This is a genomic window from Microbispora hainanensis (genome assembly GCF_036186745.1).
In the GTDB taxonomy this organism is placed as follows: Bacteria; Actinomycetota; Actinomycetes; order Streptosporangiales; family Streptosporangiaceae; genus Microbispora.
In genome coordinates this window covers 3,369,406-3,393,900 of the sequence record NZ_CP108086.1, presented here as the reverse complement: position 1 = coordinate 3,393,900, position 24,495 = coordinate 3,369,406, and the positions used below count along the sequence as shown (strand labels likewise).

Genomic DNA, 24,495 nt, shown 5'->3' with positions numbered 1-24,495 from the left:
GTCGATGTTCTGGGCCGCGTAGGCCGAATAACCGTCTGCTCGGCGGCGTCATGCGGTGGCGTCGGGGGACAGGACGCGGGCGAGCCACTCGGTGCGCGTACGGCGGGCCGTGGCCGAGATCCGCGCCTGCGGAAAGAGGGCGTCGAATCCGTGGAAGCCGCCCGCCCAGACGTGCAGCTCGGCCTGACCCCCGGCCGCCCAGATGCGGGTGGCGTAGTCGGCGTCCTCGTCGCGGAAGACCTCGGCGGAGCCGGTGTCGATGTAGGTGGCCGGCAGGCCCGACAGGTCGTCCGCCAGCGCGGGCGAGACGTACGGGGGCACCTCGTCGCCGGTGCGGCCGCCGAGGACGGACCGCCAGCCGAACTCGTTCATCTCACGGGTCCAGACGCCGGGCACGCCGGAGAACTGGCGGCTCGACGTGCTGGTGTTGCGGTGGTCGAGCATGGGGCAGATCAGCACCTGCGCGGCGATAAGCGGGGTGCCGCGGTCGCGGGCCAGCAGCGTGACGCCCGCGGCGAGGCCGCCGCCCGCGCTGGCGCCCGCGACGACGATCCTGGCGGGATCGACGCCGAGCTCGGCGGCGTGCTCGGCGACCCAGAGCAGGCCCTGGTAGCAGTCGTCGACGAGGGTTGTGCCGGTGGCCTCCGGGGCGAGCCGATATTCGACGGAGACCACGACCGCGCCGAACCGGTCGAGCCACTCCAGCGGGATGTCGATCTGCGAGAAGCGGTCGCCCATGACCATCCCGCCCCCGTGCATCCAGTAGACGCAGGGCGCGTCGGCGGCGTTCTCCGGACTGAAGATCGAAAGGGCGATCGGGGCGCCGTCCGGGGCGGGCACGGTGACCTCGCGCCGGTCGACCCGCCGGTCTGCGAGGAGGGAGTCGACGGGGGCCGCCGGAAGCCGGCGCAGGTGCGCGAGCACTTCGGCGTCGAGCTGCGACATGAGGGGCATCTCGGCCAGCAGGTCACGCAGTTGGGGGTCCAGGGCGGGGCGTACGGGGGTCATGGTCACTGCCTTTCAGAGGGGAGGGTCGCCGGGTGGCCGGCGGGGTCAGAAGGCGGCCTTGCCGCGCACCGGGACGTGGTCGGCATATTCCGACTCCTTGGCCAGCAGCCCGCCGATCCGCGCAACGATGGCCTGGGCGGCCTCGCCGGCGAAGACCCGGTGGTGGTCCTCCTCGCTGGTCCAGCCCTCGATGACGTGGACGACCTCGGGGTCGGAGGCGGAGCGGGAGACCAGATAGACGACGCAGTGCTCGCTCGCGGCGGGGCTGCCCTCGTCAAGGCCGGTCAGCAGCATGTCGACCAGCAGGTCGCCCATGCCGGGCCTGGCGGTCAGGGTCGCGGCGAAGCCGTAGGTGACGGTCATTGATTCCCTCGTGTTTCTCATCGGTGGAGTGAGCTGATCCCATTAAATCGGTTTGACCTGCGGAAACGTTAGAATGATGCTCGCCGCTATTTGCACGATCCTCTCGCGTTCGGGAACGCTGGCCCGGAATCGTGCTGCAATGGCCGCATGTGCCTCGAAGAGCTCCGCACCCTGCTGGCGCGGCATGCCCGGCCCGACGGGACCACCGCCATCGACGGCGTGCTCGTCTCGAAGGTCGACAGGTCGGACCCACCGGCGCCCTCGATGTCCGGCACCGTGCTGGCGGTCATCGCCCAGGGCGCCAAACGCCTCGCGCTCGGCGACCGGATCTTCGAGTACGGCGCCGGACAGTATCTGGTCGCCTCGGTCGATCTGCCGGTGACCGGGCAGTTCACCCAGGCGGACCCCGAACGTCCTGCGCTGGGCTTCGGTCTCGTCCTGGAACCGTCCGCCGTAGCCGAGCTGCTGCTGCAGGCCGCGCCCGGTGACACTCCCCTCACGAGCGGAGGCGCGGCGCCGGGGATCACCGTCACCGACGCCCCGGCTCCGCTGCTCGACGCGGTGGTCCGGCTGCTGCGCCTGCTCGACGAGCCGCGCGACCGGGCCGTGCTCGCCCCGCTGGTCAAGCGCGAGATCCTGTGGCGCGTGATCACCGGCGAGCAGGGCGCGACGGTGCGCCAGCTCGGCCTCGCCGACAGCGGCCTCAGCCACATCTCGCGGGCCGTGCGCTGGATCCGCGAGCACTACGCCCGGTCGTTCCGCGTCGAGGACCTCGCACGGCTGTCCGGCATGAGCGTCTCCGCCTTCTACCGCAACTTCCACGCGGTGACCGCGATGAGCCCCATCCAGTTCCAGAAGCAGATCCGGCTGCAGGAGGCCCGGCTGCTGCTCGCCACCCACCCGGGCGACGTCATCGGAGTCGGCCACCGCGTGGGCTACGACAACCCGTCGCAGTTCAGCCGGGAATACCGCCGTCAGTTCGGCGCGCCGCCGAGCCAGGACGCCGCCCGCCTGCGGCAGAGCGTCCGCACTCCCGCCGGCGTCCTGCCCTGACAGCAGTCAGCGGCGTACGGACGACCGCCGTGAACGGGCGGCCGTCCGTACGCCGGAGAGACGCCGGGGAGACGTCAGAACGGGCAGGTGCTGCGGTATTCCTCCACGGTCAGACCACGGCTCGGGCCCGGGCAGAGGAACCGGTCATAGCGGGTGTCGTCGTCCACGAACCGCTTCATCCAGGCCACGGCGTACTTGCCGATGGTGGTGTTGGTCGTGTTCGGCGCGAAGTGGGTGGCGTTGTTCAGTTCCAGATATGCCTTGTCGAGCGAGGACGGCAGGCTGGTGTAGAAGGGCGCCGCGTGCGAGGAGACCGGCGCGACCGTGTCGTTGTCCGCGCCGATGATCAGCGTCGGGGTCTGCACGCCCGGCCAGGTCTTGTCGAGGTTCCACGGCGTCAGCGGCACCGCGGCCCGCAGCGACGGCCGGCCGTCCACGGCCTCCAGCGTGCCGCCGCCGCCCATCGAGTGGCCCATCACGCCGAGCCTGCTCGCGTCCACCCGGCCGCGGACCGAGCTGCGCTCAGTCAGGTAGTCGAGGGCCGCGAGCAGCTGCCTGCCCCGGCTGTCGGGCTGGTCGAGCCGGGTCAGCGTGTCGATGTTGAACACCACGAAGCCGTGCGAGGCGAGCCGGGCGGCCAGCCACGCGAGGCTCGACTTGTCGGCCGTGTAACCGGGGGCGATGGCCACGCCGCCGAACGTCCCCTCGGACGTGGTGGTCGGATAGTAGATGGTCCCGCCGCCGAAACCGCTCACGAGCAGCGACGACACGTCGACCTGCGCGGTCGCGTACGGCCCGCGCGACGCCTCCAGCAGCGCGTCGGTGGGGTCGGGGCCGTGTACGGCGGCGTGGGCGGCGGGAGCGGTGAGGAGACCGCCGGCCAGTGCGAGCAGCACGACGAGCGCCAGCGTCGTGACCGCGGAGGACAGGCGTCGCAGAAGCAGGGTTGGGGAGTGTGTCGGCACGTCGGTGCACTCCTTGGGGGGAGGAGTGGGAACGGCCACACGGGCCCGTTCCCGCGAGCGGTTTGACCGTCGTCACTGTCGCGCCGCCGACGCCGCACGCGCATCGGTGAAATCACCGGTCGCCGATACCCGCCCGCCTCACGACAGGAGGCGGGTCAGCTCGACCCGGGAGCGCACGCCGAGCCTGGCGAAGATGTTGCGCAGGTGGTGCTCCACGGTGCGCGGGCTGATGAACAGCCGGGCCGCCACCTCGCGGTTCGTCGCGCCCTCCGCCACCAGGGTGGCGATCTGGAACTGCTGAGCCGTGAGCAGCCGGCCGGCCTCCGAGCGGGACGCCGACGGCCGCACCGACTCCCCGGCCGCGCGCAGCTCCGCGCGGGCGTGCTCGCTCCACAGGCGGGCGCCGTACCGCTCGAACGTCTCCAGGGCGCCGTGCAGGTGCTCGCGGGCCGCGCCGGGGCGGCGCGACCGCCTGAGCATGCCGCCGTACAGCAGCCGCGTGCGCGCGGTCTCGAACGCGCACGCCCCCTGACGGTGCAGTTCGAGCGCCTCGGAGAAGCGCTCCCCCGCCTCGGCCGGGGGCGCGAGCAGCGCGTGGCACCGGGCCGCCAGCGCCAGCCGGTCGGGGTCGCGGGTGCTGTCGGCCCAGCGGTCCAGTATGACCAGCGCGTCCCTCGCCTGCGCGATGTCTCCGGTGCGTACGGCGCTCTCGACGAGCAGCGGCGTCGCCATCACCCGCACGACGAGGGGGTCACCCGTACGGGCGACCGTGCGCAGCCGGTTCACGGCGTCGGCGTGGCGGTTCGCCGCGACGTCCAGATGGGCCAGGGCCAGCGTGCCGAGCGCCTCGGCCACGCTGACGCCGTGGGCGGCGGCCAGTTCGACGGCCCGCGCCGCCCGCAGGACGCAGGTCTCCTCGTCGCCCGCGACGGCGGCGGTGAACGCGAGCCAGGCGAGATGCTGCGCGCCGCTGGTGGCCCGGCCCGTCTCCTGCGCCAGGCGCAGGCCGTCCATGGCGTTGGCCGCGACCGCGTCATAACGGCCGCTCCAGAGCTGGGCCTGGATCAGGATCTCCAGCATCTGCGGCATGCTGGCGACCGCGCCGTGAGCGCGCGCCATCTCGACCGCCCGGGACGCCAGCGTGAGCGCGTCGGCGCCGTTGCCGAGCAGAAGGTGCGCCACGCCGCCCCACACGAGCGCCCAAGGGCTGCCGGCCGAGGGCGGCGCCGTCACCCCGGAGACGACGCGGCGCAGCGAGGCGGTCGCCTCACGGTGTCTGCCCCGGAAGGTGGCGGCCATGCCCGCGAGATACTCCAGCGCCAGGCGCGTGACGTGGTCGTCGTCGGGCCGCCGTAGGGTCTCGGCCCGACGTGCGATCGCCAGGAACCGGCGGTTGTCCCCCGCCAGGTAGCTCGCCTCGCCCGCCCGGACGAGCGCGCGTACGGCCTGCTCGCGGTCGGTGCGCAGCAGCCGCTCCGCGGCGGCGAGCAGCGTGTCGCAGGCGCTGTCGGTCGTGCCGGCGCGCAGCTCCAGGCTGCCCCTGACGAGTTCGGCGTGACCGCGCACCTCGACCCCCGCCCCGAGCGTGTCGATCCGGGACAGCAGCGACCTCGCCCGCTGCGGCTGCCCGGCCTGCCAGGCGTGCCGGGCGGCCGCGGCCAGCCGTGCGGCCTTGGCCTCGCCGTGCCCGGTGAGCTCGGCCGCCCGTTCGAGGACGCGGAACGGCTCGGGAAACGCCGTCGCCTTCGCCGCCGCCTTCGGTGCCGCCGCGAGCGCGCGTACGAGGTCTTCCGCCAGGTGGTCGGCGGGCCCGTCGAGTGCGGCGGCGCGGTGCCAGGCCCGCCGCAGCCGCTGGTGCTCCCCGCCGGGAACACCGTCGTAGAGGCGTGCCAGCAGGCGGTGGGCGGCCCGCCGCCGGGCGAGGGACGCCTCGGCGTACGCGACGTGCCGCAGGATCGGGTCGGCCAGGTCGAAGCCGCCGTCCGGAGTCTCGGCGACGACGCCCGCGGTCTCCGCCGCCTCCAGGGGCGCGAGCCCGCACCGCGACTCCGCGGCGCGCACCAGCGTGGCGGCGTCGATGCCGGGATCGGCCGCGATCAGCAGGACGAGGTCGGCCGTGTCGGCGGGCAGGCCGCGGAGCCGGTCGGCGTACGCCCGCCACAGCCGTCCGGCGCGTGGCGGCGTCTCGGGCGGCGGCGCCGCGCCCGTGCGGTGCGCGTCGGTCAGCGAGCCGGCGAGCTCGGCCAGCGCGAGCGGGTTGCCCCGGGCCGCCCGCACCAGCGCCGTACGCAGGTCGCCCGGGAGCCCGTCGGGCACGAGGTCGTCGAGCACCTGGCAGGACGCCCGCTCGTCGAGGGGCGCGAGCGGCAGCGGCGGCAGGTCGCCGGGGGCCGTGCCGGGCTCCCCGGAGGCGAGCAGCACCGCGACGGGCGCCGCGACGGCCCGGCGGGCCACGAAACAGATCGCCTCCCGGCTGGGGGCGTCGAGCCACTGGAGGTCGTCGGCGCACACCAGCACCGGGCGCCCGGCGGTCCGCAGGAGCCGCAGCAGCGCGGCGGGCAGCGCCAGGCCGCCCGGGGCGACGCCGGCGCGCAGCGCCTCGGCGAGCATCCGCATGTCGGCCGCCGTCGTGTCCAGCCGATCCGCGATCGGGTGGAGCAGGGCGTGCAGCCCGGCGTACGGCAGGTGGGTCTCGCCTCTCACCCCCTGGGTGCGGAGCACGAGGAACCCGTGCGGGGTTTCGCCGGCCGCGTACGCGGCGGCGAGATCGAGCAGCGCGGTCTTGCCCGTGCCCGGGCCGCCGAGGAGGAGCAGGCACCCGCCCGCACCGGCCCCGGCCCGGTCCACGAGCGCGCGCAGCGCGTCCGACTCCTTGTCACGCCCCCTTAACGCCCCCGTCGGAACACCGGTCAGATAAGACATAAATCAGTGTTACGCGCACATTACGCAATTGAGAAGCGCTTCCAATAAGGAACCCCGCCGGGCACGCACCCGGCGGGGTTCCTTGTCGGCTGGTGACGCGCGTCAGACGCAGACCGTACGGACGACGTCCGCGAGGCGATCGGCCACGGCCTTGGCCTGGTCGTGCGACGCGGCCTCGACCATGACCCGGATCATCGGCTCGGTGCCGCTCGGGCGGATCAGCACGCGGCCGGTCTCCCCGAGCTCGGCCTCCGCCTCGGCCACGGCCGCCCGCAGCGCGGGGTCGGAGGCCTTCGCCTTGGCCACGTCCCTGACGTTGACGAGCACCTGCGGCAGCCTCGTCATCACCGACGCGAGGTCGGCGAGGGAACGGCCCTGCCGGGCCACCTCGGCCATCAGGTGGAGCGAGGTCAGCAGGCCGTCCCCGGTCGTGGCGTGGTCCAGCATGATCACGTGACCGGACTGCTCGCCGCCGAGCGTGTAGCCGCCGTCCTGCATCGCCTCCAGGACATACCGGTCGCCGACCGCGGTCTCCACCACGGTCAGGCCTGCCTCTCTGAGGGCGAGCTTGAACCCCAGGTTGGACATGACCGTCGCGACGACCGTGTCCTTGGCGAGGCGGCCGTCGGCCTGCATCGACAGCGCCAGGATCGCCATGATCTGGTCGCCGTCGACCTCCTCGCCCGCACCGGTGACCGCGAGGCAGCGGTCGGCGTCGCCGTCGTAGGCGATGCCGAGGTCGGCGCCGCTTCCGACGACGGCCTCCCGCAGGGCGGCCAGATGGGTCGAGCCCACACCGTCGTTGATGTTCAGCCCGTCAGGGGCGGCGCCGATGGTCTCCACGACCGCTCCGGCGCGCAGCAGCGCCTCCGGGGCGACCATGTGCGCCGCGCCGTGCGCGCAGTCGACGACGACCCGCAGCCCGTCGAGGCGGTGGGGCAGCGTGGTGAGCAGGTGGGAGACGTATCGGTCGGCCTCGCCGTACGCCTCACGGACCCGGCCGACGGACGCGCCGACCGGGCGGTCCCACTCCTCCCCGAGCCGCTGCTCGATCTCGTTCTCCACCGCGTCGGGCAGCTTGTAGCCGCCCCGGCTGAAGAACTTGATGCCGTTGTCCGGCGCGGGGTTGTGCGACGCGGAGAGCATGACGCCGAGGTCGGCTCCCAGCGCGTTGGTCAGGTACGCGACCGCGGGGGTGGGCAGCACGCCGAGCCGCAGCACGTCCACACCAGACGACGCGAGGCCGGCGACCACGGCGGCCTCCAGGAACTCTCCTGAAGCCCGCGGGTCCCGGCCTACGACGGCGATCGGGCGGCCGCGCCGCCCGACGCTGGCGTGGAACGCCCCGGCGTCGCCGAGCACGTGCGCGGCGGCCACGGACAGGTCCATGGCCAGCTCCGCGGTGAGGTCGCGCCCGGCGACCCCACGTACCCCGTCGGTGCCGAAGAGGCGCCCCCGGGAGGGGGCGCCCACGGGGTTCCGCGACATTAACGCTTGCTGTACTGCGGAGCCTTACGGGCCTTCTTGAGGCCGTACTTCTTCCGCTCCGTGGCGCGGGCGTCACGGGTGAGGAAGCCGGCCTTCTTCAGCGGCGGGCGGTTGACCTCGGCGTCCAGAGCGGCGAGCGCGCGGGACAGGCCCATGCGCAGCGCACCGGCCTGGCCGGTCACGCCGCCGCCGTCGATGCGGGCGATGACGTCGAACGCGTCCTCGGCGCCGAGCACGACGAACGGCTCGTTGATCAGCTGCTGGTGGACCTTGTTCGGGAAGTAGCTGTCCAGCGAGCGGCCGTTGATCGTCCACTTGCCGGTGCCCGGCACGATGCGGACACGGGCGATGGCCTCCTTGCGGCGGCCGGTGCCGTACGAGTTGCCCGTGGTGACGGGCTTGCGCACGGCGCCCTCGCCGGCAGGGGCCGACTCGGTGGTGTACTCGGAGGGGAACTCCTCCGAGGAGTAGTCTTCCGGCTCGCCCTCGACGAGCGTCTCGATACCGGTGGGCTCGGCCACGGTTCTCCTCTTAACTTTCCTGGCTCGCGATTACTGGGCGATCTGGGTGATCTGGAAGGGCACCGGCTGCTGGGCCTGGTGCGGGTGCTCGGCGCCGGCGTAGACCTTGAGCTTCTTGGCCATCTTCCGGCCCAGGGCGTTCTTGGGAAGCATGCCACGGACGGCCTTCTCGACGGCCCGGTCCGGACGCTTCTCCATGAGCTCGCCGTAGCTGACGGAGCGCAGACCGCCGGGGTAACCCGAGTGGCGGTACGCCTTCTTCTGCTCGAGCTTGTTGCCGCTCAGGGCGATCTTGTCGGCGTTGATGACGATGACGAAGTCACCCGTGTCGACATGCGGAGCGAAGATCGGCTTGTGCTTCCCGCGGAGCAGGGTCGCCACCTGGCTGGCCAGCCGGCCGAGCACGACGTCGGTCGCGTCGATGACGTACCACTGACGTTCGACGTCGTTGGGCTTCGGTGAGAACGTGCGCACGGCAGTGCCTTCTGTCGGAATGTGAACTCTCGGTAGGTTGCGCAGGCACGGCGACAACCTCCGTCTCCACATGTACGGGAGAAGACGCCGGACGCGCCGTGCACCGGTCTGCGGACAGACCGATCCACACACAACGAACTAGCAGACTACCGACCCGATGCCGCCTGGTCAAAACAGCGAGGGGCACGCGGGGTTGGAACGCCTCATTTGAACGTTCATCAAATCCATACCCATTAGCCTCTTCTTCCCCATGGCGCGGATCTCTATATTTGACTGCGGTATGTGGCAGACCCCTTACAAAAAACACACCTTCCGTGGCCCCCTGCGGGGGACTCAGATGGGTCTGCTGGCGTGCGCGGTGGCCATCCTGCTCACCGGCGTCGTGATCGGCAGAATGAGCGCCAGATCGAGCGCGCTCGAAGACGTCTATCTGCGCGAGACGGAGCCGTCTCCGTCGCTGAGCGTGAACGCGGCGGGCGCGGTGCCGCGCGAGCGGCCCACTCTCGACCACGTGCTGCACACCACGACTCCGACCGCCCCCCGGGAGGAGCCGCAGCGCCGCCCCCGGAAGGAGAAGCCGCCCTCCAACCTGATCGACGGCTACGGCAGCGGCTCGCGGCACACCGTCATCACACCCGGAAACGACGGCGGCGGCGGCGACGCGTACGACGCCGACTCGATGCAGTACGCCTCGATGGAGGCCGAGGTCGTGCGCCTGGTCAACGCCGAGCGCCGCAAGCACGGCTGCCGGCCCCTGCGCGTGGACCCGCGCCTGGTGGAGTCCGCCCGCGCGCACTCGGACGAGATGGCGTCGAGCAAGCTGTTCCGGCACAGCTCTCCCGGCGGCGCCTCCCCCTGGGAGCGCATGGGCGCGGCGGGCTACTCCGACGGCGGGGCCGAGACGATCGCCAGGGGCTACCAGACCGCCGAGGCGGTCGTACGCGGCTGGATGGCCGGGCGCAGCGACCGCTCCACGCTGCTCGACTGCCGCCTGGTCGCGACGGGGGTCGGCGTGAGCACGGGCGAGGGCGGTCCGTGGTGGACCGAGGACTTCGGGTATTCCTGACCCTTCCTCATCTGTCCAGATCGCCGACTAATCTCAGCGCCATGGGTTACCCCGGCGACCAGCAACCACCTCCGCCGCATCATCCCCCGGATCCCCGCAGGCGAGACCTGCCGCCGTACTCCGGCGGGGACGACGCGCCCCTCGCCGGCCGTCGCGACGCGCCCCCTTACGGCGGGGGGCAGCCGCCATACCAGCGCGAGCCGTCGCCGTATGCCCGCGAGCAGTCTCCATACGAGCGCGAGCGGTCGCCGTACGCACGTGAGCAGGCGCCCTACCAGGGCCATCCGCAGCAGGGCCATCCGCAGCAGGCGTACCAGCAACAGGGATACCAGCAGCAGCCCGAGCAGCCGCCGTACGCCGGGGCCTACGAGCAGGAGGGCCCCCAGCGTGCGGAGGAGCTCGCGTCCGGGCCGTACGCGGCGCCGACCGGGCCGTACGCGTCCCCCTCAGGCGCGTACGCGGCCTCCTCGGGCGGTCAGGCGGGCGGCGCGGACGCGGACGCGCGGCGGCAGCGGGCGGCGTCGCGGATGCCTCCGCCGCCGGAGCCGGTGTGGGATCCGGACGCGAAGGGCCCCTGGTGGCGTCGCCCCTGGGCGCTCGGCCTCGCCCTGCTGCTCATGATCGGCGCGTTGTTCACCGGTCTGTGGTACGCCGCGCGCAACGAGAAGCCGCCGGTCGCCGCCCCGACGCCCACCGTCCGCCCCACGAAACCGCTCGTCTCCGAGGGACCCCCCGGCAAGTTCGGCTACACCGCCTCACGGACGACCGACAAAACCCCGCTGTCGCTCCGGGAACTGTTCGCGAAGGGCAAATTCGTCAAGAACAAGCGTTCATACGTCCGCACGGCGTACCGCAAGGAGAAAAAATGTGCGGACGGCGTCACGGGCGACAAAATCACCAAGGCGCTCAAGGCGGGCGCATGCACGCAGCTGCTGCGGGCGAGCTTCGCCGACTCCAAGGGCGTGGTCATCGGCACCGTGGGCGTCGCCAACCTCAAGACGTCCGCCACGGCGAAGAAGGTCGCCTCGGCCGGAGGCGGCGGCGAGCGCAAGGACTACCTCAAGCCGCTGCCGGGCAAGGACGAGGCCACCAAGCACCTCGGCACCGGCGAGGCGTACGCGGGCGGCTGGACCCACGGCCACTACGCGGTGCTGCTCTGGTTCCAGTTCAAGGATGGCCACAAGCCGGCCAAGAACGAGCTGAAACGGCTCTACCAGGCAGCGGTGGACGTCACCGACGCGACTGTTTTCCCTGCCCTCGACACTCGTTCGCTGAACGGTGGCCCCAGCTGAGGCCAGGCGTTCGCTGAGGTGAAGGCCGGTGGGCGAGCTGGGGCGGCACGGACCGAAACGCCCATAGGGGCACGCCGATCGCGCCCGCGCCGTTACGCTTCCGGCTATGCGTGGCAAGGATTCCGGTTCCGGGCACGAGCACGAAACGGCGCGGGCCCGCCCCGAGGCGGACGCCGAAGGCTCGGCGACATCTCCGACGCCACCTCCGAGCTTCGGGCAGACCCCGTCGCCCGGGTTCGGTCAGCCCGCGGCGGACGACGGCACGGCCTGGGCCCCGGACGCCGTGGGTGCGGCGGACCGGACGACGGAAGTGTCCTACCCGACCAGGTTCGGGCTACCCGGCGGTCTCGGGGCGCCGCAATCGTCTGACGACGACCCGGAGAGCACGAACAGGTTCAGGGCCGTCCCGGCGTACGGCCCACCGCCCGCCGCCCCCGGAAACGCCGCTGTGCCCGGCGATGCCGGAACGCCGGGCGGCCACGGAGTGTCGGGAGACGCCGGAACGCCCGGGAGCGAGGGCATGCCGGGTGGCTACGGGGTCTCCGGGAGCGCCGGAACGCCCGGGAGCGAGAACCTGCCGGGGAACGCGGGAGTTTCGGGGGACACCGGGGTGTCAGGCGACGCCGGGAACCTTCCCGTGCCGCGCCGCCCCGGCGACGAGGCCCTCGCCCTGCCCGCACCCGGTGAGCCGCACTCCGGAGCCGATCAAGGAGCCGATCACCGCGCCGGCCAGGGAGCCGACCAGGGTGTCGGCTACGGCGCCGCTGACGGTGCCGGCTATGGCGCCGTTCCTCCGCAGCCCGCTTATGGCGCCGGCACGCCCACCTGGCAGCAGCCTGAAGGCCAGGGCATCCACGCGTGGCAGCAGCCCGGTCCCGGCGAGCCGCAGCAGCCCGGCCAGGGCGCCCAGGGACACCCCGGGTATGGCCCGCCTGCCTGGCAGCCCCCGGCTCCGGCCACGTCCCCGTGGCAGCCTCCGGCCGACCCGAACGCCGCCATCCCCCAGCAGCCCGCGCTCGGCCCCGGCGGACCCTCCTGGCAACCCGAGAACCAGGGCAACCCGTGGCAGCCACCGGCCGACCCCAACGCCGCCAACCCGCAGCCACCCGCGCTCGGCCCCGGCGGACCCTCCTGGCAACCCGAGAACCAGGGCAACCCGTGGCAGCCACCGGCCGACCCCAACGCCGCGCAGTGGGACCACCAGCACCCGCAGCACGCACAGGGCCCGGACGCCGCGTCCTGGCAGCCCGCGCAGCCGTCCTGGCAACCCGCACCGGGCGCGGGCGGCCCGGCGTACCCGCAGCTTCCCCCGCCTCCGGGCCCGCAGCAGCCCGCCCACGGCCCCGGGGCGCACTCCTGGCAGCCGCCCGCAGATGGGGCGAACCCTGCGGCGTGGCAGCCGCCCATGGAGGGGCCCAACCCGGCGTGGCAGGCGCAGGCCGATCCGGGAGCGCAGCCGTGGCCTCCGCACGGCCCCGGAACACCGGCCTGGCAGCCGGCCCCGCCGGGCCCGATCCCGCCTCCGCCTGGTTCGGCCCCGCAGTCGTGGCAGCAGGAGCCGCCCTCCTCGGGAGCCCCGCAGATGTGGCCCGCCCCCGTCGGCGATCCCGGCACGCAGCCTGGTCCCCAACCCGGTCCCCAGCCCGGCATGCAGCCTGGCGGCGTCACCTCCTGGCCTTACTCGGGCAACGAGTCGCAGTGGCCGCAGGGCCCCGCCCCGGCCGGGACGGGTGACACCGGCCCCGCCCCGTGGCAGGCCCCGCCGGGTGGCGCACCGGCCGGTCCCGGTGCCTTCGGCGCGTCCCCCTCGCCGTACGACGAGGGATCTCACGGCGGGGCGTGGCAGGGCCCGGCCGGGCCTCCCGCCTGGCAGCAGCCCGGCGGCCCTCCTCCGGCACCGGGGTCGTACGGGCCGGATCAGCAGAACACCGGCGGACCCTGGGCCGCCCAGCCCGGCGTGCCGACGTTCCCGGAGTGGGGACCCGCCCCGGGGCAGCCGTCCGGCGGGGACGGCTGGCATCAGGCTCCCGCTCCCCACCAGGGGTATCCGCCCGCCGCCCCGCCGCAGTCCGGGCCCGAGTACGCACCCCAGCACGGGCCCCAGCACGGGCCGCAGCATGGGCCCCAATACGGGCAGCAGTACGCGCCGCAGCCCGCCCCGGAGTTCGCCCCGTATCCGGAGGCGTACGGGCAGGGAGCCGTGCCCCCGGAGGCGGTCCGTCCCGGGGAGCCCGGAGACGTGCCCGTGTGGCCGCCACGGCTGCCGGGCGAGCCGTACCCGCAGGGCGAGCTGCCCGCGGGCACCTCCTGGCCGCCGACGCACGCCTACCAGGAGGAGCCCGCCATAGTGCAGGCGTCCGAGGGCGCGTCCGGCGACGGTGCGGGCACGAGCGAGCCGGGCGACGCACCTGGCGACGCGCTCGCTCCCACCGGCACGCCCGACCAGTCCACAGCGTCCGACCAGTCCAGGGCGTCCGGCCAGACCACGGCATCTCACCAGACCACGGCATCCCACCAGACCACCGTGCCCGACCTGCCCACCCCGTCCGGCCGCCACAGCGCTCCCGAGCACGCCACCGCACCCGACCACGCCATCGCACCCGACCGAACCACCGGGCCGGATCCCTCCGCCGCGGCAGAGCACACGGGATCATCCGCGGACCCGGCACGCCCTGCCGACATGCAGGCCGACGCGCATGCCGACATGCAGGCCGACGGCGGCTCGTCCGCCGAAGGACCAGGACAGTCCGCACGGGGCGGCTCGGGGCAGGACGCTCCCGCGGACGCGTCGTATCCCCCCGCGCAGCATCACGCGGCACCGGATCACGCGGCACCGAATCACGCAGCACCGAATCATGCGGCATCGGATCACACGGCGCCGATCGCCGGGCCGCCCGCGGGCTTCGGGGCCGAGATCGCCGCCGCGGTGACCCCCATCGAGGGGTTGCCGCTGCCCGGCACACCGCACGAACCCGGCCATGCCCTCGTGCCCTCCGGACAGACCGCTCCGATCACCGAACCGCAGCACCCGGCCCACGACACGACGACACAGCCGCTGCCCGCACCGCAGCCCGAGGAACCGTTCCCAGCACCCACACAGACATCGATCGCGCCTGGTCAGGCGCAGGACAGCGCACCGTACGGGACACCACTGGGGAGACAGGACGAGGCACAGGGTCAGACCGCGTCTCAGTCACCGTCCCCGTCGCCGTCCGCGACGTCCCCCCCGGATGTCCCGCCATCCGCCGTGCCCTCGGGCGCGGCGCCATCCGACACGCCGCCCCCGGGTCCGTCCGCGAGCGATGGCACCGACGGGGCGGACTCCCCCGACCCCAGTTCAGGACAGATGGCGACAACCTCTCCCACGACCGGTTCGCCCTCGCAGCCGACCGGTGAGACCCCGTTCGCGTTCACGCCGGTGACCCCGGCCAAGGCGGGCAAGCCGACGCCTCCACCCGGATTCGGGCCCGACCCCTCCACCCCCGGCGGCTCCGAGGGCAACCTCCCGGCACGGCTGGGCACCGCCGGCTCTCCCCCGTCCGGCGGGAAGATCAAGCGGATCCTGATGGCCGCCGGCGCAGTGGTCGTCGTGGGGGCGATCGGCACCGCGGCCTACTTCGCCTACTCGGGCGAGCCTGACGGCAGCCAGGCCGCGCCCACGCCGGCCGCCACCACCGCCGCCCCGACCGCCACCGAGGAGCCGACGCCGGCTTCCACGGTCTCCTCCACGATCCTCGACTCCGAGCAGACCGACCCCAAGACCCTGAAGCCGACGGAGGCGTTCCCGGACGAGAAGGTGACGCTGGCGGGCCGGACGTACCGCAGGGTCACGATGAACGTGACCGACGACTGCGGGAAGGCGGCGACGGGCGCGTTCGCGCAGGCCCTCGCCGAGCAGCAGTGCCGCAGGGTGCTCCGGGCGACCTTCGTGGACAGCAAGCGCCAGTACGCCGTGACCACGGGCATCGCCGTGCTGCCGGGCAAGACCGAGGCCCTCGCCGTCGACCAGGCCAAGGATCTCAACGCGAACGTCTGGTTCCGCGGCCTCGACGGCGACAAGAAGAGCCGGGCGGACAAGGTGTCGATCTCCGGCGGCTACGCCGCGGGCATGGTGTGGGGGCGCTACATCGTGTTCAGCTACGCCACCTACACCGACGGGCACACCCCGGACGCGAACGACAAGAACCTCGGGCCGATCAGCGGCGCCTTCCGCGACCACATGGCGAAGGTGATCGAGAAGCGCGCCTCACGCTGACGATCCCGGCGCGCGGCCTCCGCGAGAGGCCGCGCGCCGCCACAGCCCCGATCCGCACCAACGGCTCGGCGCGCACAGGGCATCGCGGGCGGCAGACCGGGACGGGATCTGCGGGGTGCGCCGGCCTGGTGATGCGCAGGGAGCTCATTACGTCCCTTTTTTTGAGGATCTTGCTCATGCGTTGCGGGTCACTCCGCGGTGCGCCCCGAACGCCCCGAGGGCCCCGGCGACCTCGAACGATCCCCAACGGCCCCCAAGCCGCTCGGCCCTGCGTCAGGTGCTCAGGGTGCGCACGCGGCGGGTTGCGGCGGCCCGGCGTGCCAGCTCCTCCGGCCCGGGATAGCGCACCTCCTCGAGCGTGAGACCGTGCGCGGGCGCGACGTGCACGCCCGAGTCCCGTACGGCTCTCGCCAGCACCTCGGCGGGCCACTCGACGGGCCGCCTGCCCTCCCCCACGGTCAGCAGCGAGCCGACCAGCGCCCGGACCATCGAGTGGCAGAACGCGTCGGCGACCACGGTGGCGAGGAGGATCCCGTCCTCGCCCCTGACCCAGTCGAGCCGCTGCAGTTCGCGGATGGTGGTGGCGCCCTCACGCTTGCGGCAGAAGGCGGCGAAGTCGTGCTCGCCCAGCAGACGGGCGGCCGCCGCGTTGAGCAGGTCCACGTCGAGCGGCCGGGCGTACCACAGCACCTCGCGCCGCCGCAGCGGGTCCACCCCGCCCGGGGCGTCGCAGACGCGATAGCCGTACCGGCGCGAGAGCGCGGAGAACCGGGCGTCGAAGCCCTCGGGCGCCACGCTGACGGCGTGCACCCGCACGTCGAGGGGCAGCACACCGGCCAGCCGCCTCGTCAGCGCAGCGAGCCACTCAGCGCCGCGCTCCTCCCATGCCCGTTCCGGATCCTCGGGGGCGGGGGCACGCCCGGACGAGGCAGCGGCCAGCGCCGCGAGCGGGACGTCGACGTGCGCCACCTGCCCCCTCGCGTGGACGCCCGCGTCGGTGCGGCCCGCGACGGTGAGCGACGGCGGGGTCTCCAGCCGCAGGACACGGCCCAGCGCGTCCTCGATCTCCCCCTGCACGGTCCGCCGCCCCGGCTGGCGCGCCCAGCCGGAGAAGTCCGTGCCGTCGTAGCCCAGGTCCAGTCTCAGCCGCAGTTCTCGCTCCACGCCATCCCTCGTGCGGTGCCTCGGAGAAACGAAGAGCGGGCCCAGCATCCCCCGGAAGGGAAACTGAGCCCGCTCACAGAGCCTGGGATCAGGCCTCGTCCTTCTTGTCGCCTTCCGCCGGAGCGGCCTCGGTGGCCTCGGCGGTGGTGCTCTCGGCGGCCTCGTCCTGCGCCGCCGGCGTCTCCTCGGCCTCGGCGGCGGCCGGAGCGGCCGGCGCGGCCTCGGCGGCCGGAGCCGTACGGGAGACCCTGACCGGGTTCAGCTGCTCGGTGACCAGCTCGATGACCGCCATCGGAGCGGCGTCGCCCTTACGCGGGCCGAGCTTGGTGATCCGGGTGTAGCCACCGGGACGCTCGGCGTACGTCGGGGCGATCTCGGTGAAGAGGTGGTGGACGACGCCCTTGTCGCGGACGACCGTCAGCACCTGGCGACGGTTGTGGATGTCGCCCTTCTTCGCCTTGGTGATCAGCTTCTCCGCGAGCGGGCGGAGACGCCTGGCCTTGGCCTCGGTGGTGGTGATCCGGCCGTTCTGGAACAGCGCCGTGGCGAGGTTCGCCAGGATCAGCCGCTCGTGGGACGGGCTGCCACCGAGACGGGCGCCCTTGGTGGGCTTGGGCATTTCATGCTCCTCATGGATAACCCGCTCCGGCCGTGTCAGGTACCGGGGTCGGGCCGACCGGCGTACCGGTCGTGACTTGTCATCGCCGCCTCATGCCGCCCTGGACGGGCGGCACGAGACGGTGGTGCCGCTGCGCGGAGACGGATCAGTACTGCTCGGTCTCGATGAACCCGCCGTCCTCGTCGTCGTACCCGCCGCCGGCGACGGCGGAGGGGTCGAACCCGGGCGGGGAGTCCTTGAGAGCCAGGCCCATCTCGTGCAGCTTCTGCTTGACCTCTTCGATCGACTTGGCGCCGAAGTTGCGGATGTCCAGCAGGTCCTGCTCGCTGCGGGCGACGAGCTCACCCACGGTGTGGATGCCCTCGCGCTTGAGGCAGTTGTACGAACGGACGGTGAGGTTGAGCTCCTCGATCGGCAGCGCCAGGTCGGCCGCGAGAGCCGCGTCCGTCGGCGACGGGCCGATGTCGATGCCCTCGGCCTCGACGTTGAGCTCACGGGCCAGGCCGAACAGCTCGACCAGGGTCTTGCCGGCCGATGCCACCGCGTCGCGGGGCTTCATGGACGGCTTGGTCTCGACGTCGAGGATCAGGCGGTCGAAGTCCGTGCGCTGCTCGACACGGGTGGCCTCGACCTTGTAGGTGACCTTGAGGACCGGAGAGTAGATCGAGTCGATCGGAATCCGGCCGATCTCCTGGCCAGGCTGCTTGTTCTGGGCGGCGGAGACGTAGCCGCGGCCGCGCTCGACGGTCAGCTCCATCTCCAGCTTCGCCTTGCCGTTCAGCGTGGCGATGTGCAGGTCGGGGTTGTGCACCTCGACACCGGCCGGAGGCGCGATGTCGGCGGCGGTGACCTCACCCGGGCCCTGCTTGCGCAGGTACATCACCACGGGCTCGTCGTGCTCGGACGAGACGACCAGCGACTTGAGGTTCAGGATGATGTCGGTGACGTCTTCCTTGACCCCGGGCACGGTCGAGAACTCGTGGAGCACGCCCTCGATGCGGATGCTGGTGACCGCCGCCCCCGGGATGGAGGACAGCAGCGTGCGCCGCAGCGAGTTGCCGATGGTGTAGCCGAAGCCCGGCTCGAGCGGCTCGATGATGAACCTGGACCGGTGCTCCTCGAGCGACTCCTCCTGGAGGCTCGGGCGCTGTGCGATGAGCATCAGGATCTCCTGGATCCGGGACGGCCCCGCCACGCTGGACGGGAGGTCCCTGGGTTACGGCGACGCCCGCTATTTGACGCCGCTCGCCTACAACCATGATGCCGTACGGCCGGGAGTGTACCGGCCGTACGGCGTCATGAAGTGCCGGGGCTCTACTACTTGGAGTAGAGCTCGACGATCAGCTGCTCCTGGACCAGCGTGTCGATCTGCTGGCGGACCGGGAGCTGGTGCACGAGGATGCGCATGTTCTCGGCGGAGACGCCCAGCCAGGCCGGGACGGTCTTGTCGCCGGCGGTCGCGCGGGCCACCTCGTACGGAAGCAGGTTGCGCGACTTCTCGCGGACCTCGATGATGTCGTGCTCGCGCACGCGGTACGACGGGATGTCGACCTTCTTGCCGTTCACGAGGAAGTGGCCGTGGCGCACCTGCTGGCGGGCCGCGTCACGCGACTCGGCGAAACCGGCGCGGTAGACCACGTTGTCGAGACGGCTCTCCAGGATCTGGAGCAGGTTCTCACCCGTCTTGCCCGCCTTGCGGTTGGCTTCCTCGTAGTAGTTGTGGAACTGCTTCTCGAGGACGCCGTAGATGCGGCGGGTCTTCTGCTTCTCACGGAGCTGGAGCTGGTACTCCGACTCCTTCGGACGGCCGCGGCCGTGCTCACCCGGCGGGTACGGGCGGATCTCGATGGGGCACTTGGCGGACTCGCACTTCTTGCCCTTGAGGAAGAGCTTGGTCTTCTCACGGCGGCAGAGCTTGCAGTCCGGACCCGTGTAACGAGCCATTTCTCTCTACTCTCCTGAGCTCAGACGCGACGGCGCTTGGGCGGACGGCAGCCGTTGTGCGGGACCGGGGTCACGTCCTGGATGGACCCGACCTCAAGACCGGTCGCCTGCAGCGAACGGATCGCGGTCTCACGGCCGGAGCCGGGACCCTTGACGAAGACGTCGACCTTGCGCATGCCGTGCTCCATGGCGCGGCGGGCGGCGTTCTCGGCAGCCATCTGCGCGGCGAACGGGGTGGACTTACGGGAGCCCTTGAACCCGACGTGGCCGGCGCTGGCCCAGGAGATCACGTTCCCGTTCGGGTCGGTGATCGAAACGATCGTGTTGTTGAACGTGCTCTTGATGTGGGCGTGCCCGTGAGCGACGTTCTTCTTCTCCTTGCGGCGCACCTTCTTCGGTGCGCCCTGGCGGCTCTTCGGCGGCATTGAAGCGCTAACTCCTGGAAATGTGGCTGCTAAGGACTACTTCTTGCCCGGCTTCTTCTTGCCGGCGACGGTCTTCTTCTTACCCTTGCGGGTGCGCGCGTTCGTCTGCGTCCGCTGACCATGGACAGGCAGCCCCTTGCGGTGCCGGATGCCCTGGTAGCAGCCGATCTCGATCTTGCGTCGGATGTCGGCCTGAATCTCGCGGCGGAGGTCACCCTCGATCTTGTAGTTCGCCTCGATGTAGTCACGCATCGGGACGAGCTCGGCGTCCGTGAGCTGGTGGACGCGCAGGTCGGGGCTGATGCCGGTCGCGTCAAGGATCTCCTTGGCGCGGGTGCGGCCGATTCCGAAAATGTAGGTGAGAGCGATCTCCAGCCGCTTGTCGCGGGGGAGGTCGACGCCAACCAGGCGGGCCATGGTCGGGCATTCTCCTTCAGTGTGGCGGAGGTCTTGCGCCACACTTCCCCTCCCATGCCCGGGCGAGGGCCCCGGCCTCCGACCGGGGGTCTCCCGCGTGGTACGGACTCCTCGCGGAGGCCGCCTGCGCGGGTGTGTGACGCGATTTCGTTGTCCTGGCCCGCACGCGGTCGAGACCGCCACGGGGGCGGACTCAGCAGGGGCCTGGTGGCGACGTACTGAGAGCTGGGCTCAGCCCTGGCGCTGCTTGTGGCGCAGGTTGTCGCAGATCACCATGACGCGACCGTGCCGGCGAATCACCTTGCACTTGTCGCAGATCTTCTTGACGCTCGGCTTGACCTTCATAGTCCTTATTCGTTCCGCATACGGCCCGTCCCCGCTGGCGGGGGGGCTACTTGTACCGGTAGACGATCCGTCCGCGACTCAGGTCGTAGGGGCTGAGCTCCACGACCACCCGGTCGTCGGGCAGGATCCTGATGTAGTGCATCCGCATCCGCCCGCTGATGTGGGCCAGGACCTTGTGACCGTTGTCGAGCTGCACCCGGAACATGGCGTTCGGAAGCGACTCAATAACAGTGCCCTCAATCTCGATGGCGCCGTCTTTCTTGGCCATGGCCCTCGCGTTTCACAGTTCGGATCGTCAGAGGCTTCGGAACACTAAGCAGCCGCGACCTTCGGGCGCTTCCAGAGAGCGGCGACCAGCCAGGCCGCCTAGGCGCAAAGGTCATAGTGAACCGACAAAGGAGTGTACGACAACCCGGGCCGAATTGCGAAACGACGGCAGGGGTCCCGACACAACCAGATCAAGAGTACCCCCCGTGGGGGTGTCCGGCCAGCGCGCCGCCTGCCGATTCCGATGTGGGCTTTCTGGGGAGGCCGCCGCACCCGCCCGCCCGGCACCGCCGAAATGCCGCCGCGCGCGGGTGCGGCCCGAGCACCGCGGGGGCACGGCCCGAGCGGGCCGTACGTCGCGACACCGGACGTCTACCCGCCCCAGACTCCCGCGACGGCGCTACCCCGGTAAAGAACGCTCAGGCGCCGCCTCGGGACCGTCCGCCCGCGTCGGAAATCGTCTTGAGGAGGAGGATGACGCCCCACGGGCCCATGACCCACATCGGCCACGGAGGGATGAAATGCCCCGAAGCGACGGTGGCGATGAGCCAGATCATCCAGCTGATGGCGCTCGCGCCCGCCCAGGCGGTCCACGCGCTCCTCAGGCTGCCCTGCGCCTTGCCGGGCTGGGCGACCTGGGCCCGTTGCGCGGGCTCGGTCGCGGCGGGCATCCGGTGCAGGTCGATCTCCGGCAGATCGGAGGTGAGCCGGGCCAGTTCCCCGTACGTGCGGCTCTGGTAGACCGCCTCAAGCCGCTCGTTGAACTCGTCGATGGTGAGCCTGCCCTCGGCCACGTGCTCACGCAATGCCGCGGCGACCCGGTCACGGTCGCCGTCGGAGGCCCGCATCTCCGGCATTGCCGCCATCTACCATCTCCCGGTCCGTCGAGCGATAAGACCATTATTGTTCAAGCGACGCCGAAATGGGCGTTCCCATTCGGGAGGCGGTTCAGGAGGCGCTTTCTCCCGCGTCCGCGGCGACGCCGGGGAAACGGGAGGCCCCGCCGTCGAGCGCCGTGAGAACAAGGGGGCCGTTCTCCGTCACCGCGACGCTGTGCTCGAAGTGCGCCGAGGCCTTGCCGTCGAGCGTCACGACCGTCCAGTCGTCGGCCAGCACCTTGGTGCGGTCGGTGCCGAGGTTCACCATCGGCTCGATCGCGAAGCACATACCGACCTCGAAGCGGGGGCCGCGCCCCGGCTTGCCGTGGTTGGCCACCCAGGGGTCCATGTGCATCTCGGTGCCGATGCCGTGCCCGCCGTACTCCTGGGGGATGCCGTAGCGGCCCTGAGAACGCACGTACTTCTCGATCTGGTGGCCGATGTCGGACAGGTGCCCGCCGACCCGCAGGGCGGCGATGCCGCGCCACATGGCCTCCTCGGTCACCCGCATGAGCTCGGTCAGCTTGGGGTCGACCTCACCGATGCCGACGGTGATCGCCGAGTCGCCGTGCCACCCGTCGAGGATCGCGCCGCAGTCGATCGAGATGATGTCGCCCTCGCGGAACGGACGCCGGTCGGTGGGGATGCCGTGGACGACCTCGTCGTTCACGGAGGCGCAGATCGTGGCGGGAAAGCCCTGGTAGCCCTTGAACGACGGGATCGCGCCCTCGCCCCGGATGGCCTTCTCGGCGATGGCGTCGAGGTCGAGCGGCGTCATCCCGGGCTCGACCGACTTCCGGAGCAGCTCCAGCGTGCGCGCGACGACCAGGCCGGCCGCACGCATCTTCTCCAGTTGCTCGGCGCTCTTGATTTGAATTCCGTGCCGGTTCTTCTTGAACACGTGACGCACCCCCTCCCGAAATTGTCCCATATAAGCCTGAACGCCACCCCATGTACTGGAGTGGCGTTCCCGGCCGCGGTAATGAATCAGTCGGCGAACCGCCGCAGCGCCGACATCGCCCGCTGAGTGATCTCCTCGACCGGCCCGGTCGCGTCGACCCCCTGCAGGATCCCCTCGTCGGCGTAGAACGCGATCAGCGGCTGCGTCTGCTCCTGGTAGACCTCCAGGCGCCGCCTGATGGTCTCCTCACGGTCGTCGTCCCGCTGGAAGAGCTCCCCGCCGCAGGCGTCGCAGACGCCCTCCACGGCGGGCGGGTCGAACACGACATGCCACACCTTGCCGCAGGAACGGCACGTACGGCGGCCCGCGAGGCGCCGGACGACCTCGTCGTCCTCGACGACCAGGTTGAGGACCACGTCGAGCGCCGTGCCGAACTCGGCCAGCATCTTCTTGAGGACCTCGGCCTGGGGCACGTTGCGAGGGAAGCCGTCCAGGAGGAAGCCCTCCTGCGCGTCGTCCTCCGACAGCCGGTCGCGGACCATGGCCACGGTCACCTCGTCGGGGACGAGGTCGCCGCGGTCCATGTACTCCTTGGCGAGCTTGCCGAGCTCCGTGCCGCCGGAGACGTTGGCACGGAAGATGTCGCCTGTCGAGATTTTCGGGATCGACAGGTGCGAAGCGATGAACTGGGCCTGCGTCCCCTTACCCGCTCCGGGGGGCCCAACCAGGACGACGCGCACTATCTCAGGAAGCCCTCGTAGTTGCGCTGCTGAAGCTGGCTCTCGATCTGCTTGACCGTGTCCAGACCAACACCAACCATGATCAGAATGCTGGTCCCTCCGAACGGGAAGTTCTGGCTCGCTCCGGCCACCGCCAGCGCGATGATCGGGATGAGCGAGATCACACCCAGATACGGAGCGCCTGCGGCCGTGAGCCTGTTGAGCACGTAGCTCAGGTACTCAGCGGTCGGCCGGCCCGGACGGATGCCCGGGATGAACCCACCGTACTTCTTCATGTTGTCAGCCACTTCAGGGGGGTTGAAAGTGATGGACACGTAGAAGTACGTGAAGAAGACGATCAGCAGGAAGAACGTGGCCATGTAGACCGGGTGGTCGCCCCTGATCATGTTCTGGGCCAGCCACTCGATGACCGCGTTGGGCTTCTGGCTGTTGCCGAACAGCGTCACCAGAAGCTGCGGCAGATAGAGCAGCGACGAGGCGAAGATGACCGGGATGATGCCGGCCTGGTTCACCTTGAGCGGGATGTAGGTCGAGGTGCCGCCGTACATGCGACGGCCGACCATCCGCTTGGCGTACTGGACCGGGATCCGGCGCTGCGCCTGCTCGATGAACACGACGACGCCGATCATCACGATGCCGACGATCATCACGATGACGAACTTGAACGGGCTCTGCCGGAAGATGTTCACGAGCTCCGACGGGAACACCGCGATGACCTGAGTGAAGATCAGGATCGACATGCCGTTGCCGACGCCGCGGTCGGTCACCAGCTCGCCCAGCCACATGATCACGGCGGTGCCGGCGGTCATCGTGATGACCATGGTGATCAGCGGGAAGACGTCCTGGCTGAGCAGGATCTCCTGGTTGCAGTTCTGGAAGAGCTGCCCGCTGCGGGCCAGGGCGACGAACGCGGTGGACTGCAGCACCGCCAGCCCGATGGTCAGGTAACGGGTGTACTGCGTGATCTTCGCCGTGCCCGCCTGGCCCTCCTTCTTGAGGGCCTCCAGCCGCGGGATCACCACCGTCAACAGCTGCAGGATGATGCTCGCGGTGATGTACGGCATGATGCCGAGCGCGAACACTGAAAGTTTCAACAGGGCGCCGCCGCTGAAGAGCTGCACCATCCCGTAGATGTTGGCAGCGTCTCCCGCCTGGGCCTGCTCCAGACACAGGGCCACGTTCTGGGCGTTGACCCCCGGAGTGGGAAGCACCGAGCCAAGCCGGAACAGCACGATGATGCCCAGTGTGAAGAGCAGCTTCTTGCGCAGGTCAGGCGTCCGGAACGCCCGGGTAATCGCGGTCAGCACGGTCCCTCCTGCGCGCCAGTGACGCGGTAACGGTCGGCGATGGCCCGCAAGGCGTCCATCGACATGTCTTCCTGCCAGAGT

The 24,495-nt window shown here is 71.4% G+C and carries 23 protein-coding genes; 4 read left to right on the top strand and 19 right to left on the bottom strand.

The window, feature by feature from the left end:
- Positions 1 to 48: 48 nt before the first annotated feature.
- Positions 49 to 1,008: an alpha/beta hydrolase gene (locus OHB01_RS16145; RefSeq protein ID WP_328855585.1), complete on the bottom strand. Its 960-nt coding sequence runs from the start codon at positions 1,006 to 1,008 to the stop codon at positions 49 to 51.
- A 45-nt stretch (positions 1,009 to 1,053) separates the two neighbouring features.
- Positions 1,054 to 1,371, bottom strand: coding sequence for a putative quinol monooxygenase (locus tag OHB01_RS16140; RefSeq protein WP_328855584.1), 318 nt, complete (start codon positions 1,369 to 1,371; stop codon positions 1,054 to 1,056).
- A 147-nt stretch (positions 1,372 to 1,518) separates the two neighbouring features.
- Between OHB01_RS16140 and OHB01_RS16135 the strand changes: the two genes are divergently transcribed.
- Positions 1,519 to 2,424, top strand: coding sequence for an AraC family transcriptional regulator (locus tag OHB01_RS16135; protein ID WP_142646707.1), 906 nt, complete (start codon positions 1,519 to 1,521; stop codon positions 2,422 to 2,424).
- Positions 2,425 to 2,498: 74 nt separating this feature from the next.
- Here the strand turns inward: OHB01_RS16135 and OHB01_RS16130 are convergent, their stop codons facing one another.
- The 5 genes from OHB01_RS16130 to rplM form a co-directional block, all read right to left on the bottom strand.
- Positions 2,499 to 3,389, bottom strand: a complete 891-nt coding sequence (locus tag OHB01_RS16130; protein ID WP_419197578.1) for an alpha/beta hydrolase family protein — start codon at positions 3,387 to 3,389, stop codon at positions 2,499 to 2,501.
- A gap of 138 nt (positions 3,390 to 3,527) precedes the next feature.
- On the bottom strand, positions 3,528 to 6,311 hold the full coding sequence (locus tag OHB01_RS16125; RefSeq protein WP_328855583.1) for an AAA family ATPase: 2,784 nt from the start codon (positions 6,309 to 6,311) through the stop codon (positions 3,528 to 3,530).
- A gap of 102 nt (positions 6,312 to 6,413) precedes the next feature.
- A complete protein-coding gene (gene glmM / locus OHB01_RS16120; RefSeq protein WP_328855582.1) occupies positions 6,414 to 7,799 on the bottom strand; it encodes a phosphoglucosamine mutase in 1,386 nt (461 codons plus the stop codon).
- Entirely contained in the window at positions 7,799 to 8,320 is a 522-nt protein-coding gene (gene rpsI, locus OHB01_RS16115; protein ID WP_142646711.1) for a 30S ribosomal protein S9, read from the bottom strand. The genes glmM and rpsI overlap by 1 nt, the downstream gene beginning before the upstream one ends.
- Before the next feature lie 30 nt (positions 8,321 to 8,350).
- Positions 8,351 to 8,794: a 50S ribosomal protein L13 gene (gene rplM / locus OHB01_RS16110; protein ID WP_079316251.1), complete on the bottom strand. Its 444-nt coding sequence runs from the start codon at positions 8,792 to 8,794 to the stop codon at positions 8,351 to 8,353.
- A 337-nt stretch (positions 8,795 to 9,131) separates the two neighbouring features.
- On the opposite strand from rplM, the gene OHB01_RS16105 reads away from it, so the two are divergent.
- From OHB01_RS16105 to OHB01_RS16095, 3 genes are all read left to right on the top strand, one after another.
- Positions 9,132 to 9,860, top strand: coding sequence for a CAP domain-containing protein (locus OHB01_RS16105; protein ID WP_168065753.1), 729 nt, complete (start codon positions 9,132 to 9,134; stop codon positions 9,858 to 9,860).
- A 41-nt stretch (positions 9,861 to 9,901) separates the two neighbouring features.
- On the top strand, positions 9,902 to 11,152 hold the full coding sequence (locus OHB01_RS16100) for a hypothetical protein (RefSeq protein WP_328855581.1): 1,251 nt from the start codon (positions 9,902 to 9,904) through the stop codon (positions 11,150 to 11,152).
- Positions 11,153 to 11,672: 520 nt separating this feature from the next.
- A complete protein-coding gene (locus OHB01_RS16095) occupies positions 11,673 to 15,407 on the top strand; it encodes a hypothetical protein (RefSeq protein WP_328855580.1) in 3,735 nt (1,244 codons plus the stop codon).
- A 273-nt stretch (positions 15,408 to 15,680) separates the two neighbouring features.
- On the opposite strand, the gene truA is transcribed toward OHB01_RS16095, so the two are convergent.
- The 12 genes from truA to secY form a co-directional block, all read right to left on the bottom strand.
- A complete protein-coding gene (gene truA / locus OHB01_RS16090) occupies positions 15,681 to 16,619 on the bottom strand; it encodes a tRNA pseudouridine(38-40) synthase TruA (protein ID WP_142646715.1) in 939 nt (312 codons plus the stop codon).
- A gap of 40 nt (positions 16,620 to 16,659) precedes the next feature.
- Positions 16,660 to 17,190, bottom strand: coding sequence for a 50S ribosomal protein L17 (gene rplQ / locus OHB01_RS16085; RefSeq protein WP_147943694.1), 531 nt, complete (start codon positions 17,188 to 17,190; stop codon positions 16,660 to 16,662).
- Between the two features lie 145 nt (positions 17,191 to 17,335).
- On the bottom strand, positions 17,336 to 18,352 hold the full coding sequence (locus OHB01_RS16080; protein WP_030508347.1) for a DNA-directed RNA polymerase subunit alpha: 1,017 nt from the start codon (positions 18,350 to 18,352) through the stop codon (positions 17,336 to 17,338).
- A 155-nt stretch (positions 18,353 to 18,507) separates the two neighbouring features.
- Positions 18,508 to 19,134 carry a 30S ribosomal protein S4 gene (gene rpsD, locus OHB01_RS16075; RefSeq protein WP_142563118.1) on the bottom strand — a complete coding sequence of 209 codons (627 nt, stop codon included), beginning with the start codon at positions 19,132 to 19,134 and terminating at the stop codon, positions 18,508 to 18,510.
- A gap of 20 nt (positions 19,135 to 19,154) precedes the next feature.
- Complete coding sequence (rpsK, locus tag OHB01_RS16070; RefSeq protein ID WP_020542285.1) at positions 19,155 to 19,559, bottom strand: 30S ribosomal protein S11; 405 nt, start codon at positions 19,557 to 19,559, stop codon at positions 19,155 to 19,157.
- A gap of 36 nt (positions 19,560 to 19,595) precedes the next feature.
- Positions 19,596 to 19,976 carry a 30S ribosomal protein S13 gene (rpsM, locus tag OHB01_RS16065; protein WP_079319852.1) on the bottom strand — a complete coding sequence of 127 codons (381 nt, stop codon included), beginning with the start codon at positions 19,974 to 19,976 and terminating at the stop codon, positions 19,596 to 19,598.
- A gap of 231 nt (positions 19,977 to 20,207) precedes the next feature.
- On the bottom strand, positions 20,208 to 20,321 hold the full coding sequence (rpmJ, locus tag OHB01_RS16060) for a 50S ribosomal protein L36 (RefSeq protein WP_003956441.1): 114 nt from the start codon (positions 20,319 to 20,321) through the stop codon (positions 20,208 to 20,210).
- Between the two features lie 46 nt (positions 20,322 to 20,367).
- Positions 20,368 to 20,589, bottom strand: a complete 222-nt coding sequence (gene infA / locus OHB01_RS16055) for a translation initiation factor IF-1 (RefSeq protein ID WP_030508344.1) — start codon at positions 20,587 to 20,589, stop codon at positions 20,368 to 20,370.
- Positions 20,590 to 21,007: 418 nt separating this feature from the next.
- Complete coding sequence (locus OHB01_RS16050) at positions 21,008 to 21,454, bottom strand: DUF1707 SHOCT-like domain-containing protein (RefSeq protein ID WP_142646717.1); 447 nt, start codon at positions 21,452 to 21,454, stop codon at positions 21,008 to 21,010.
- A gap of 82 nt (positions 21,455 to 21,536) precedes the next feature.
- A complete protein-coding gene (gene map / locus OHB01_RS16045; protein WP_142646718.1) occupies positions 21,537 to 22,367 on the bottom strand; it encodes a type I methionyl aminopeptidase in 831 nt (276 codons plus the stop codon).
- 86 nt (positions 22,368 to 22,453) lie between these two features.
- Positions 22,454 to 23,107: an adenylate kinase gene (locus OHB01_RS16040; RefSeq protein WP_142646719.1), complete on the bottom strand. Its 654-nt coding sequence runs from the start codon at positions 23,105 to 23,107 to the stop codon at positions 22,454 to 22,456.
- On the bottom strand, positions 23,107 to 24,414 hold the full coding sequence (gene secY / locus OHB01_RS16035) for a preprotein translocase subunit SecY (protein ID WP_142646720.1): 1,308 nt from the start codon (positions 24,412 to 24,414) through the stop codon (positions 23,107 to 23,109). The genes OHB01_RS16040 and secY overlap by 1 nt, the downstream gene beginning before the upstream one ends.
- Positions 24,415 to 24,495: the final 81 nt, after the last annotated feature.

Bases quoted from the DNA above. Each gene is read 5' to 3' on its own strand.
- OHB01_RS16145 (WP_328855585.1), bottom strand. From the start codon at position 1,008: ATGACCCCCGTACGCCCCGCCCTGGACCCCCAACTGCGTGACCTGCTG.
- OHB01_RS16095 (WP_328855580.1), top strand. From the start codon at position 11,673: ATGCCGGGTGGCTACGGGGTCTCCGGGAGCGCCGGAACGCCCGGGAGC.
- truA (WP_142646715.1), bottom strand. From the start codon at position 16,619: ATGCTGGGCCCGCTCTTCGTTTCTCCGAGGCACCGCACGAGGGATGGC.
- OHB01_RS16135 (WP_142646707.1), top strand. From the start codon at position 1,519: ATGTGCCTCGAAGAGCTCCGCACCCTGCTGGCGCGGCATGCCCGGCCC.
- rpsD (WP_142563118.1), bottom strand. From the start codon at position 19,134: ATGGCTCGTTACACGGGTCCGGACTGCAAGCTCTGCCGCCGTGAGAAG.
- OHB01_RS16140 (WP_328855584.1), bottom strand. From the start codon at position 1,371: ATGACCGTCACCTACGGCTTCGCCGCGACCCTGACCGCCAGGCCCGGC.
- infA (WP_030508344.1), bottom strand. From the start codon at position 20,589: ATGGCCAAGAAAGACGGCGCCATCGAGATTGAGGGCACTGTTATTGAG.
- OHB01_RS16050 (WP_142646717.1), bottom strand. From the start codon at position 21,454: ATGGCGGCAATGCCGGAGATGCGGGCCTCCGACGGCGACCGTGACCGG.
- rpmJ (WP_003956441.1), bottom strand. From the start codon at position 20,321: ATGAAGGTCAAGCCGAGCGTCAAGAAGATCTGCGACAAGTGCAAGGTG.
- OHB01_RS16125 (WP_328855583.1), bottom strand. From the start codon at position 6,311: ATGTCTTATCTGACCGGTGTTCCGACGGGGGCGTTAAGGGGGCGTGAC.
- glmM (WP_328855582.1), bottom strand. From the start codon at position 7,799: ATGTCGCGGAACCCCGTGGGCGCCCCCTCCCGGGGGCGCCTCTTCGGC.
- rpsM (WP_079319852.1), bottom strand. From the start codon at position 19,976: ATGGCCCGCCTGGTTGGCGTCGACCTCCCCCGCGACAAGCGGCTGGAG.
- OHB01_RS16080 (WP_030508347.1), bottom strand. From the start codon at position 18,352: ATGCTCATCGCACAGCGCCCGAGCCTCCAGGAGGAGTCGCTCGAGGAG.
- OHB01_RS16100 (WP_328855581.1), top strand. From the start codon at position 9,902: ATGGGTTACCCCGGCGACCAGCAACCACCTCCGCCGCATCATCCCCCG.
- rplQ (WP_147943694.1), bottom strand. From the start codon at position 17,190: ATGCCCAAGCCCACCAAGGGCGCCCGTCTCGGTGGCAGCCCGTCCCAC.
- rpsK (WP_020542285.1), bottom strand. From the start codon at position 19,559: ATGCCGCCGAAGAGCCGCCAGGGCGCACCGAAGAAGGTGCGCCGCAAG.
- OHB01_RS16105 (WP_168065753.1), top strand. From the start codon at position 9,132: ATGGGTCTGCTGGCGTGCGCGGTGGCCATCCTGCTCACCGGCGTCGTG.